Source organism: uncultured Shewanella sp. (assembly GCF_947491715.1).
In the GTDB taxonomy this organism is placed as follows: Bacteria; Pseudomonadota; Gammaproteobacteria; order Enterobacterales; family Shewanellaceae; genus Shewanella.
The window spans coordinates 30,923-44,247 of record NZ_CANLKR010000027.1 but is presented as its reverse complement, the minus strand read 5'-3'; the positions used below and the strand labels follow the sequence as shown (position 1 = coordinate 44,247).

6 protein-coding genes are annotated in these 13,325 nt (G+C 40.0%); 1 reads left to right on the top strand and 5 read right to left on the bottom strand.

Going from position 1 to position 13,325, the window contains the following annotated elements; translation table 11 throughout:
• Positions 1–30: 30 nt before the first annotated feature.
• From Q0779_RS16985 to Q0779_RS16965, 5 genes are all read right to left on the bottom strand, one after another.
• A complete protein-coding gene (locus tag Q0779_RS16985; protein WP_298774347.1) occupies positions 31–2,253 on the bottom strand; it encodes a M4 family metallopeptidase in 2,223 nt (740 codons plus the stop codon).
• Positions 2,254–2,994: 741 nt separating this feature from the next.
• Complete coding sequence (locus Q0779_RS16980) at positions 2,995–3,312, bottom strand: DUF4387 domain-containing protein (protein ID WP_298774345.1); 318 nt, start codon at positions 3,310–3,312, stop codon at positions 2,995–2,997.
• Complete coding sequence (locus tag Q0779_RS16975) at positions 3,312–4,667, bottom strand: acyclic terpene utilization AtuA family protein (RefSeq protein WP_298774344.1); 1,356 nt, start codon at positions 4,665–4,667, stop codon at positions 3,312–3,314. Before Q0779_RS16975 ends, Q0779_RS16980 begins: the two co-directional genes overlap by 1 nt.
• 121 nt (positions 4,668–4,788) lie before the next feature.
• The gene (gene hrpA / locus Q0779_RS16970) at positions 4,789–8,769 is read right to left on the bottom strand and encodes an ATP-dependent RNA helicase HrpA (protein WP_298774390.1); all 3,981 of its coding nucleotides are present in this window, start codon (positions 8,767–8,769) and stop codon (positions 4,789–4,791) included.
• 816 nt (positions 8,770–9,585) lie between these two features.
• The gene (locus Q0779_RS16965) at positions 9,586–11,223 is read right to left on the bottom strand and encodes a hypothetical protein (RefSeq protein ID WP_298774342.1); all 1,638 of its coding nucleotides are present in this window, start codon (positions 11,221–11,223) and stop codon (positions 9,586–9,588) included.
• Between the two features lie 1,197 nt (positions 11,224–12,420).
• On the opposite strand from Q0779_RS16965, the gene Q0779_RS16960 reads away from it, so the two are divergent.
• A complete protein-coding gene (locus Q0779_RS16960; protein ID WP_298774341.1) occupies positions 12,421–13,110 on the top strand; it encodes a TylF/MycF/NovP-related O-methyltransferase in 690 nt (229 codons plus the stop codon).
• Positions 13,111–13,325 lie beyond the last annotated feature (215 nt).

The window sequence follows — 13,325 nt, the reverse complement described above, 5'->3', positions numbered from 1 at the left end:
TTCACATAGATAAGTATTAACCTAACTCCATTATTGAATATTAATGGTGTAATCTTCTACTTCTCCCCAACTAAAGCTTTCACAAGCAGATACGGATGAATTCCATTGCATTGACACTCGCATTCTTGTTTCACCCGACATTGCAGTTGCTGGCAAATGAATAACATAATTGACTTCACTAGAGGAAGCTCCATTAAATAGCAGCTCACCTGCATCGTCAAAGTCACCATCTTGATTTAAATCAGCCCAAACGCGCCAGTTTTCAGAGTATGCTGTCCCAGAAAACCCTGGCGTTAAGACTAGAGGATAGAAATTATCTTTGGCTAAATTAATGACTTGATCGGTAAAGTCAGAGTAACCACTGGCACCCGAAGTATGGTTAAAGCTATCCACACTAACTCCACTGATCCACTCAAAGCTGTTCGATCCCCCTGCCGCAGAGCAATATTCAGGAGTCGAAGTCACACTCACGGTTTGCGTCATTGAATGAGTGCGATCATCCACATCCGTCACCATCAAATTCACTTCATAAGCACCAGCACCAGCATAGGTATAAACGGGGTTTTGTAATGTGGAGTTTCCGCCATCACCAAAATCCCATGCCCAAGTGGTGATATCGCCATTTGAGCTGGTGCTTCTATCCATAAAGCTCACCGTTAAAAACTCTTTACTAAACTCAAAATTCGCAATAGGTTCTGCTGGGATCACGAGATCAATCCCCACAACAGCAAATGCATCACGCACATCAGTAGCAGGATAATCAAAATTCGGATTTGTGTCTTTCAGCGCCAAAGCCGCATCCAAAATGCCTTCAGCTCCCTGCTGAAAGTTTGTCAATGGTCCCCAGTAATCTAGATTGGCTTTAACCCAAATATCAAAGGCTTTATGGGTATCCCAACCTGCTGTGGTGGCCAAATTATAAAAGGCTCGATTAAAGACCCCACTGGAATAGTGCACACCCAATCCATCATAGTAATCATTCACATGCCCAATTGAGCGGCCATCTAGGGTAGGATCAGCAAAATAACGTAACGCCCCCGTTGCGGCTTTAAAAATATCGGCTCCCACTAAAAAGTCATTGGTTCCTTTCATATAAAACTCAGCCGCATCCCCTGAAATATCAGAAAATGATTCATTAATGCCACCTGGTTGATTATAATAAACTAGTCCCGAATTTTGCTCTGTCACCCCATGGCTCACTTCATGAGCAGAAACATCGAGCGATGTGAGTGGATAGAAAGTATTTCGACCATCACCAAAAGTCATGGAAGAGCCATTCCAAAACGCATTCTCATAGTTATTGGAATAATGCACTCGCATGGTTAATTGGAAAGTGAGTGGCGCGGTTTGATACCAATCATTAAACATATCAAACACCACTCCACCAAAGAAGTGAGCATCATTGAGCGGAGAATAAGCGCCATTGATTTCTTTTTTGGCATTTTCATAGCAACCAAATTCGAACACTGAGGTACCGGATGTGCCATGATCTAAATCAACGGTTTTAACATTGGTGTTTTCCATTTGACAAGTACTGCCATCCACATCAATAATGTTAAAAGTGGGGAAGTCCGTACCATAATGATATTGACCTACTTTCGCATTACCACCAGGGCCAGTACCATCCGCAAAAGCAAGTCCATCATAGCTTTCTATCATTTCACCTGTTGTCGCATCGATGATATAAGTGGGTCTGGTAGGATGCCCTCCTTTCGCTGAGTCGGCAAAAAACGAGATAAAAATAGCCAATTTAGCTTGATTTCTTTCATTTAAATAAATCACTTTTTCACTGGTAATATTGTCAAATACCCAATCTTTCACTTCTGGGTTTTGGGCTTTCAGTGCATTTTGTTGCTTAAACAGTACCTTTTTCGCCTGCATTTTATTGGTTTGTATGCTCTGAGTACTGATGTCTTTACCAATCCCTTTTAACAAAGCTCCATGTAATGCGACAACCTGCTGAGAATCATCAGATGTCACTAATACATGGTGTCCCCAAACAGGGATACCTTGATAGAGTTGGCGGTAACGACTATGGGTCATACTCGATAATGTGGTCCGTTGTTTTAATAATTCGAGACTGTCATTATCACTGAAGTTAAGCAGACTTCTTAAATTATGTTTATCCGCTGTAACATGTAATAATTGCGCCTGATTATTGCGTAAATCAACCTGACTAGCTGCAAAGGTCATCGAAGGTAAAAAAGAAAAAAAACCTAAAATTGAACAAGCGATAATACTTTTTTTAAACATTTAAATATCCTTATAAATATAAATTAAAAAAGACCACCCTCACGATGATTAATACACATCAATATTGCTATGAATATAAAAATAACACTATTGTTTATTTTTAATTAGATAATGACAATGATATATCACCTCCAACATCATCGATTAAATGATCGAGGTATTTCCATGTTCCAAAATACATTGGCAAAAACAATATCGCTTTAAAATATGTCTTGCCTCCGTATTTCGTTCTAAGGCTAGTACAGGGGTAAAACTTGTCAAACATATAACATTAACTTTTAGTAATGAAATAATATTGATTTATATCAACAGATTATAAACAAAGCCTGTTTTATCGTTATCACATAAAAAGCTTAAAGACATTGGATTTAAAAGAATATTACCCATTATTATAAACCCATAAAAATTAATTTAATTGCTAACATTGTGAATACCATGAATTATAAAAGTTACAACTTTAATACTAAAAAAAATATTAAAAACTATAATACAAACAACAATGATTATCATTAATTAAAATCAAACAGGTAAATGAAAATAGATATATACCGCTTATATAAAAATAAAAAATAATTTTAAATATAATTCCTGAATAAAAAGGCAGACATTTTTGATGAGTAAGATTTAAATAAGTGTATTAAACAAAATGTAAACACTAGTAGAATATAAGTAGTAAAATAAAGTTAAACATGATGAAATAAAATTTAATATTGAAAAATGAAACAAACACGACTTGATATCTCAGATATCAAGCATCACACCCAACAAGGGAGCATGTTGCTGTGCACCATACACATCAGTGTCACCTTTACTGCCTGAAGATTGAATACGATTAATCACTATTTTGATCGCTTTAGCGGGTTCAAAATAGATAATGGACTTCACCTCATCAACAGAAATATTGTATAAGCTCGCAACAAGTGCATGGCTTATCTGCTTTGTTCTTTTTAATCGCTCATAATCTTCTTTATTATTAAAAATGATATCGAACGTTAGCTCAAAAGGGCTACAATTTTTAGAGCGGATCACCTTGGCCAGCTCAGTGAGTGTTTTCTTCATCAATTCATTACCTTTAATTTAAAAAAGGATTGCTCTTGCATCTCAATTAAATGATACATAGAAAAAGCATAAACAGGCCCAGCACTTAAGTCAGATGGAGAAAAAGGAAAGGCCAAATTGCCAGCCGTAGCAATGCGGTTTGGGTAGCCATAATGCAATAATGTCGAACGGGTTAAACTGCAAATACTGTCGGCAGTAGTTTGTTCTTTTGCAACCACTTCAATGACCACACCTAATTCATGAGCTTGACTGACTTTAACAGGTTCTTGTTGTCCCATGACGCCATTTTTACCGTACACATGAAAATCAACAAAACCCTCGATGTGATCTTCTTCCATTCTTACCAACATTTTCTCTTTAATGGTCGCTAATATTTCATCAATTTCGGCAATCATAATGGGATCGCGAATACCGGCAATGCTCACCGTTCGATAACCCTGTAATCGTGCTCCTTCTAATTTCACACGATACACTTCATCTTGCACAAAACGGCTTCCCGTCACACGCACTTGTCCATGGGCTAATGCCATAAACTGAACCTGCCTTAAATCCAATCTTCCGCCAGGACCGGGTAACACATAGGGATTCGATTTTTCATACAAGGTATGGGCAGCAACAGAATCTTCAGTAAATTGCCTCTCATCACTGCATGGAACGAGGGTAAAACCCGATTGATCAATCACTCCTACCACACAGTCAGATCCCGAGCCCGGCGTTGCCGCAATAGCCGCACATTCTAAAATTTTCCCCATGTGAATAGCTAAGCCCGCATCAAAACCTCTTTTTATGGGTAAAGCGGCAAATACAGCGGGATCATAGGCTCTTCCCGCCAAAATCACCTGACAACCAGCATCAAGGGCCTCAATAAATGGCTCTATTCCCATTTGGGCAACAATGGATATGGACGCTTGAACCTCTTCTTCCCTTAATGATGCTAAACCTGCTAATGCGCTCACTTTGTTGTTATTAATGCCATCGATGACTGTCTGCTTATCAATGTCAGCGGAAATCACCCCAATTTTTGCAGCTAAGTCTTGCTCAGCAAGCAATTCCTGAACAATATTCAACGTCCAATCGAGGTGAGACTTGGCTCCCGAGCCTCCTGAGGATCCCACAATCACAGGAATACTCGCTTTTATGCCTGCCGTTATCATGTGCAGTAAATCTCGCTTTACCGCTGCCCTATCCGTAAATGATTTTCCAGAGCCCAAATAAAAGGGGCCTGGATCCACCGAGCCTGCATCGACGGCAATGACGTCAGGTTTCATTGCCATACCGCGCTCAAAGGAAGATAAAGGAAAGCCATAGCCTAAAATCGCTGTGGGAGATAACACAGTTAATTGTTGATCTTTCATTATGCTGTCAAGTCAGTAAGCACCTTGTAAAGCATAGAACAAGACCACTGATGAAACATAAAAAAACCCCAAGTCGTCACACACGACTTGGGATCTATCTTACTGGAACGTACTGAAGCGTTTAACTTTCGGCGATTTTATTCAAAATGCGTTTTTCCGAAATAGGGTAAGCGGTACCCAGAATTTGCGCAAAACACGATACGCGATATTCTTCAATCATCCACCGCGCCTCCACTAACACCTCAGGCACGGGCATATTTTTTGGCAGTTTAGCCAATTGAGCATCCAGCTGCGTTTGCACCTTACTGATACTGTGCATATGCAATCGGTCTCGATTAGGATCCACAGGTAATTTCTCTAGCCGCTTTTCTATGGCTTTTAAATAACGCAACACATTCGGTAAGCGCTGCCAACCACAGCTTTGTACAAAACCTTTAAACACCAGCTTATCGAGCTGAGCATGGATATCACTCATAGCAAAGGCGATATCTAAACTGATCTTGCCTTTTAAGCGTTTCTTTACTTGCTGATACAAGGTCAAAATGGCCTCCACATCCAGTGAAATTTTCTCCGCTGTGGGATTGAGCTCTTGGCGAACCCAATCTTTTGCCGCCTCAAAACTTAACTCATCACGAATGTTTAGGTTCTTCTCATCCAATAGGCGCTGCACGGCTGCCGACAAAATGTCATCGATCAGCACTTGCACTTGCCCAAAAGGATTAAAGTACATGGCCAATTTGGCCTTATTAGGTAAACTCTTTTGCAAATATTTCACCGGAGAGGGAATATTAAGCAGTAATAAAGTTTTTAGACCCGCAGAATGCGCTTTATCCGCCTCATGCTCATCATCAAATAATTTAATGGATACACTGGTTTTATGGGCCACTAATGCCGGAAACGCTTTGACTTCAAAATTACCTTTACTCTGCTGATACTGCTTAGGTAAATCACCAAATGACCAGGTAGTCAGCGCATCTTGTTCAATGCCCGCATCGGCCACTTGACGAATCGCTTGGGACACTTGCCCTTGCATGCTGTCTTTGAGCGGCAATAAATTCCGCCCTTGTGCCAATAACTGGCCTTTGTTGCCCTCAATCTTAAAGTTCACTTGTAAATGTTGACTCAGTTGAGACACATCAAAGTCGGTCGGCGCGATCCGTACGCCACTCATGCGTAATAACTGCTTACACATGGCGTCAATTAACGGCAATTCAAAGGGTGTCATGGCCTGAACACACGCCTTCGCGTAATCCGGTGCAGGCACAAAATTACGTCTTAAGGTTTTAGGCAAGGAGCGAATAAGCGCCACCACTTTTTCTTCGCGTAGACCCGGCACTTGCCAGTCAAAATCACTGTCATCAACTTGGTTAATCAAGGCCACGGGAATGTGCACCGACACGCCATCATCATTGGCAGAGGGCTCAAAATGATAACTCACGTGTAGCTGTAAATTGCCTTTTTGCCAGCGCTCTGGAAAATCCAACGCCGACACATGACTGTCACTGCGCTGCATCAAGCTATCACGTTCAAAATCCAATAAGTCAGGCTGTTGCTGTTTAGCCTTTTTCCACCAGCGGTGAAAAGAGGCTGCGTTATACATGGCTTCGGGCACTTTAGCTTGATAAAAGTCCACCAGCACTTGCTCGTCCACCAAAATATCGCGGCGACGTGACTTATGCTCAAGCGATTCAATATCTAATAATAGCTTTTGATTATTAATGAAAAAGGCTTCTTTGGTTTTTAACTGCCCTTCGGCCAGAGCACTGCGAATAAAAATATCGCGGGCTTCTACGGGATCAATCGGGCCATATTGAGTCTTGCGGCGATTCACTATCGTTAAGCCGTACAAAACTTGATTTTCAAAGGCCACCACACTGCCCTGTTTGGCTTCAAAATGCGGCTCTAGATAATTTTTCTTCACCAAATGTTGAGCCAGCGGCACAATCCATTCCGGTTGAATTTTAGCGCAACAACGGGCAAATAAACGCGACGTTTCAGTCAATTCTGCCGCCATCACCCATTTAGGGCCTTTTTTAGCCAGTGGTGAGCCGGGAAACACAAAAAACTTACGATTACGGGCACCGAGGTACTCTTTGTCTTTATCTTTAAAGCCAATATGACTGAGCAAGCCTGTCAGCAGCGATCGATGCAATAGCTCGTAATTAATCTCTTCACTCGCCGTATTGAGCTTCCATTTTAAATCGTGAGTCGCTTGTCTCAGCTGCGCATACAAGTCTTGCCACTCACGCACCCGCATGTAAGCCAAAAATTCTTTCTTGCACTGTTTTCTAAACTGATTACTGCTGTATTCTTGCTGACTGGTTTTAATAAAGTCCCACAAGTTGAGCCATGAAATAAAGTCTGACTCATTATTAATAAAACGTTGATGCGCCTGATCCGCCGCCTGCTGTTTATCCATTGGCCGCTCACGGGGATCTTGAATCGACAAGGCCGAGGCGATCACTAACACTTCATGTAAACAACCGTTTTTATTGGCTTCGATCACCATGCGGGCTAAACGGGGATCCACCGGAATGTGCGCCAATTGCTTACCCAAAGGCGTCAATTTTAGCCCTTGAGTCTGTTTGTCTACCGCTTCTAACTCTTCAAGTAATAAAAAGCCATCGCGAATGTAACGGGGATCCGGGGCTTGAATAAACGGGAAACGCTCAATGTCCCCAAGCCCAATGGCCAACATCTTTAAAATCACTGACGCTAAGTTAGTACGCAAAATTTCCGGATCGGTAAATTCAGGGCGATTATTAAAATCTTCTTCGCTGTACAGGCGAATACACACGCCCGCTGCCACACGACCACAGCGCCCTTGGCGTTGGTTCGCGCTCGCTTGTGAAATGGCTTCAATGGGCAAACGTTGCACTTTCGTGCGGTAACTGTAGCGACTGATGCGTGCAAAACCGGGATCAATCACATAACGGATCCCAGGTACCGTTAACGAGGTTTCCGCCACGTTAGTGGCCAATACAATGCGCCGCCCCACATGGCTGTTAAAGACTTTAGACTGCTCGCCATAGGATAATCTGGCATACAAGGGCAAAATGTCGGTGTCTCGATATTGGCGCTTATTAAGCTGCTCGGCCACATCACGAATTTCACGCTCACCGCTTAAGAAAATCAGAATATCCCCTAAGCCTTCATTAACCAGCTCATCGGTGGCGGCAAAAATGCCGTCCATCATATCCATGTCGGTATCATCATTCGACACCAGCGGCCGATAGCGGGTCTCCACCGGATAGGTGCGCCCAGAGACTTCAATGACAGGTGCATCGTTAAAATGCTTGGAAAAACGCGTCACATCAATGGTGGCCGAGGTCACAATCACTTTCAGATCGGGGCGTTTTTTCAATACATTTTTCAAATACCCCAAAATAAAATCAATGTTTAAACTGCGCTCATGGGCCTCATCGATAATAATGGCGTCATATTGGTCGAGAAACTTATCCGAGGTAAGCTCTGCCAATAAAATCCCATCTGTCATGAGTTTGATATATGACTCGGGCTTAATGGCATCAGCAAAGCGCACCTTAAAGCCCACCGCCTCACCCAAAGGTGTTTTCATTTCTTCGGCGATGCGCGATGCCACACTGCGGGCGGCTAATCGTCTGGGCTGAGTATGGCCAATGAGGCCGCGGGTGCCTAAGCCTAAATCCAGACAAATTTTAGGCAGCTGCGTGGTTTTACCCGAGCCTGTTTCCCCCGCCACAATCACCACTTGATTCGCGGCAATCGCAGCGGCAATGTCTTCGCGCTTTTGCGAAATGGGCAGATTTTCAGGGTAATCAATCTTAGGGCGATTAGCGAGACGTTGCTCGACTTTTTCACGCGCTTTTAAAGCCTGCTGAGTCAGCCTTTCAAGTTCTTCATTCTTTTTGGCTACTGCTTGCTGGTTTGATGCTGTGCCATGGGTATTGTCTTTTCCTTGCTGCGCCTTTCTCTTCTTATCAGAGGAATGAGCGGGTTTATTCAATCGAAACAAGCGCTTTTTGATACGGGCCGCATCTGCTTGATAACAGGTTTTTAAAAATGCCGATGACAGTGGATGAGGCCCTTCTGCTTGCACACTTGTACTCGCAGCCGCAGCCATATTAGCAGCAGTATCAGAGTCAGAAGATGAAGGTGAATGCGTGTCAGCGGCATGATCTGTATTGCGCTCAGAAGAAGCGCCAGAATGAGGGTCCGAATGCGAAGTCAAGTCAAAAATCCATAACCAAAATCAAAGGCGATGATTTTAACAAGAAATCAAAGTGTTTGATAGTCACTCGGCATCGATGCATCTCGTTCGAAGCGTTTTACAAAGTAAAACCTCACCCTGCGGCAGGCTTTTGTGCAAATACAAAAATAACTCGCCGTGAATATCTGACCTACATGGATAGTGGGGAATGCCTAAAAATGTTGGGAACAGCTTTGCATGATCGGTGACAGGGCCATGGGCGCTCTGCGACTTCAAATGACATCCTTATCTAAATGCCAGCCAAATAAAATACATCCGTATATAAAAGCCAGCTTAACATCCTTGTTTCCCGTTCATTGACTCATGGCGTGGCCATATTCACCCTGTTTGTCGCTGATCAAAGCCATATTTATGGCTTTCGCCTTGAAACCGAAACTAGCAGATGCATCTACACGGGGTTTTAAAATCAAGAGAAGATAAAAGTAAAGATAAAATCAAGTGGATTTCTTCGGGTTGTTTTTTTGATTACTTAAAAAAGTAGACTAAAAGGGAAACCACTGCAAATGATATCCCTATCCTCTCGTTCATAACTCAAAATAGTATTATTCTTCTCCCTGTTTTTCTTACACCATTTATTCAAACGAACATCAACCATTCTGTGTCTTCTTTCTTGAAATTAACATCCTTATTGTACATTTGGTAATAAAACTCTGCAGACTTAATAAAGTATTAAGACTGAATAAATAGACACCTTTTGTTTAATTTTTTAACATCTTCAAGTGTCTCTGATGTAGTCGGTTGCTTAATATTATTTTCTGAAATGCCTGAGATATTCTTAATAATGTTGGTTGAAACTTCATGAGAAATCCATGGATATTTAGTACATTCATGTGACGCTCGCCTTCCAGGATTCTGGCTTTGATAAGGTAATTTCTTACTCGGATAAAAATACCAATTATCATTGTTTTTGTTTACATAATTCCTCACAGGTTTAGAGTCAAATCCTGTGATTTTTTTATAAGCCCATTTATCGTAAATTTTCCTTGTCGGCTTTAAATGCTGCTCAATCATTAACATCTTATCATTATACCAAACCCCTTCAGCCACTCCAGAAACAGCATATAACAACGAAGCAGGATAAATCCCCAAAACAATACTGTCATCCTCTTCTTGCTGACGACTCAATACATATCCATAAACCTTATGAGCAGCATCAATAGACTCAAGGTAGAGATCATTAAAGTTTTCCTGAGATATCGCCGGCACAATTAAGTTCACAGAGGCCAGTTTTTTTGATTTTTTATCCATATTTTGCAATAGATAACCTGTTGGTATCGCACCAGCAGAATGTGAAATTGTATGAATGGGGATGTTTCTTTCGACAAGATGTTGAACCAGCTTATCCCCTGGTGAATTTTTAGCAAAACATTCTTGCGCATTGTTTTTGACTGTATTCCAATGATTCGTTGCGACTCTTTGAATGCTTAAACTCCCAACTTTATACGTTCTGAAAGCTTCTTCTTCAAATGTCGGAATGATTTGATGATTTATCCCAAGCGCGATTCTGGCCAGTGATTTAGCAATCACAACGCTGGTAGTTATCGGCAAGAGTCCTTTTGTTTCGCTTACTTTCTCATCGTGCTGCTTCGCTGTTGAAGATCGACTAAGATCTTCCTCTATAGAACTAAAATCATTATCTCGCTCGACTAAGTTATTGTTTAACTCAACGGCTAATAGATCTTCTTTCAGAATGTCATAATAATATTTATCATTGTCGACTAAGAGAGGTTTGAACTGGCTTTTATTCTTAATATCGAATGCCGCACCGTACAAATAAGACTTAGCCGCTAAAGTCACATCCTTTTCTGTTATCTTACCTAAAAGATTTTTTTGCGCTTTCATCTTCATTGAGTCTTGCAGGAGTTTATCTTTAAATTTTTGTGCTGCACGATGCAGAAAAATATCATTCGCAGCGGCCTTTAACTGCGCAATAAAGTTCCCCCCTTTTAATGGATGCGCATCATAGTTCATAAAAATAGGGAAATATCCATTTAACGAGGGTGAATCAAAAAGAGATGCTTCCAATAAAGGCCCAAGCGTTTCTTGCATATAATCTTCTCCACTTAAGCCACCATGAAAATAAAGCACCACTCCTTTTAATTCTAGTTGACTGTTTATTTGCTGAAATAAAGCATTCAACTTCGCTTCACTGGCATTTCTGCACGAAAAATGATGTGTTTCATCAGTAATTAAGTTACTTGCGGCAGGTTTTACAGTCGATACAGACTCTTTTGATTGACTCGCAAAACATATGGAAGATAAAAATATTAACAATACAAGATAGGGATAGGGATAGGGATATTTCATATCATTTCCTTAATAACAAGTGTTAAGGTTACAAAAGCAATATCACAGCAAACTTCTATATTAAATGAGACAACCTTTTCATAGTTTACTAATGAACATATTCATTTTATAAGCTAAAAACAAGCCTTTAATGATATCAATTCGTCAGGTTTTATCGATAGCATTCGTAATTCTGTGTCATTTCCGTGTAATAAATAGTTAAAAACAGCAATGACACATAACTGAATCTTATGATTTTGGATAAGCCTTAAAAGCGTTACAAGAAGGTAAAAATTTAAGCAAGAAAGCCGAGTACGCTAGCGACTTTATCATTTGCAGGTTAACTCACAAAACTGCTGTGCTTGTTTCTGTGGTAGATTAAATTCTTTGTTTGTAAACCGATCTTTGAACTTGATAGCTTCACTGGCATCAAACACTTTGTTATCTATTACTACTGCCGATCAACGCATGCTCAGTCTACATGCACAGCCAGACTGTTCACTCAATAGTTCATTCCTATCAGAATGGTACCTCAATCGATCTTCAATTAAATAATTTCATCCATAAATAGTAAAATTAAATAAAAATACATTTTATACCTTTAATATTAGTCTATTATCCTTTTAATTTTTTTGCACAACTCTGACTTGTCACTGTTAGTCTTTCCCAAAATAACGATTGAGAAATTGCAGCCTGATACAATGAGTTGCCATAAAATTCACGTCACATTGATTAATAAACAAAATTTAATTAAAAACATAATGTTATCAATAGAGGATATTAGCAAACAAATGATCCTAGATTAACCGTCAAAATCACCAATAAATGATAACCAGATGTAAAAAAACCACCAGATACCATAAAGCATGAATACTATGTATGATTAAAGTAGAGACAAAAAACAAAAAATAACATACATTAAAAAACGCTATCAGTTCATTTTGATGTGCCACTACCTTAATGAGTTAAGTTTTATTATATTAACACTCACTTCTTCAGACGTTCCTCTTATCATCAGGCCATAAAAGTGAGACTAGAATATAACCCATTCATAATAGAAATAAGCAATATCTATTCATTTCAATTCACAATTTAGATATGGAATAAGTGATAATGTTCAACCTTAAGTATCGGTTTAAAAAGCGCTTCTTTAAGGTAGCCATTAAATTATTAAACAAATTAAATGGCCTACTTTTAACCAGACACAAGGATATAAACTTGAAATATTATAGCTCTTATATCCCGGACAGATATTCAGAAAATTACACAGAGTACAATAAGAAAACAAATTTTCTTGAATTTGATAACCTTAAACAATGGCTAAAAGGCAACAAAAGCAATAATATAGGCGATATTGGTCGATTTTTTTTCTTAAATCTCTGTATCGATTATTTAATTGAAGAAAAAATAAGAGGCAATGTCGCTGAAATTGGTGTCTATAAAGGCAACTCAGGCTTCTTACTCACCAAATATGCGAAACGCGTTAATTCAACTTGCTACTTATTTGACACTTATGAAGGATTCGATCAACGTGATCTTCAAGGGCTGGATAGCCATGTTGACAAGCATGCTTTTTCAGAAACCTCATTAAGCGCCGTCAAAAACATGATAGGTGAAGACAATGTGTTATATGTAAAAGGCTATTTTCCCGATAGTCTAGAGCAAGTTGGAGAAATAAACCACTTCAGTTTAGTGCATATTGATTGTGATCTCGAAAAACCAATTTCTGAATCATTATCGTATTTCTATCCTAAAATGTGCTCTGGCGGTTTTATGATCATGCACGATCATTCCAGTTTACACTGGCCAGGTGCCCAAAATGCTATTAACCAATTTTTTAAGGATAAGCCTGAATCCATTATTCCCGTCCCCGACAAATCTGGCACTTGTGTTATTAGAAAAATATAGTGTTATTGCAGTACAAGCTCAGCGACTTGTGAGTTAACCTTTATTCGGATTAACTGGAGCCTGTACTGCTTCTTTATCAAAATCAATTCACCGAAATTCAGCGCGTTAATCGAGAGGCAGCCACAAGAAATCACAGTCAATAGACGAATCCTCATCTTCCGCTCTACTCCCCATTCGTTCAAGAATAATCTAAGAGACAATAATCAATAGGCAAG

What these genes read in the sequence shown, in the direction of transcription:
- Q0779_RS16985 (WP_298774347.1), bottom strand. Translation starts at nt 2,253, where the DNA reads ATGTTTAAAAAAAGTATTATCGCTTGTTCAATTTTAGGTTTTTTTTCT.
- Q0779_RS16980 (WP_298774345.1), bottom strand. Translation starts at nt 3,312, where the DNA reads ATGAAGAAAACACTCACTGAGCTGGCCAAGGTGATCCGCTCTAAAAAT.
- Q0779_RS16975 (WP_298774344.1), bottom strand. Translation starts at nt 4,667, where the DNA reads ATGAAAGATCAACAATTAACTGTGTTATCTCCCACAGCGATTTTAGGC.
- hrpA (WP_298774390.1), bottom strand. Translation starts at nt 8,769, where the DNA reads ATGGCTGCGGCTGCGAGTACAAGTGTGCAAGCAGAAGGGCCTCATCCA.
- Q0779_RS16965 (WP_298774342.1), bottom strand. Translation starts at nt 11,223, where the DNA reads ATGAAATATCCCTATCCCTATCCCTATCTTGTATTGTTAATATTTTTA.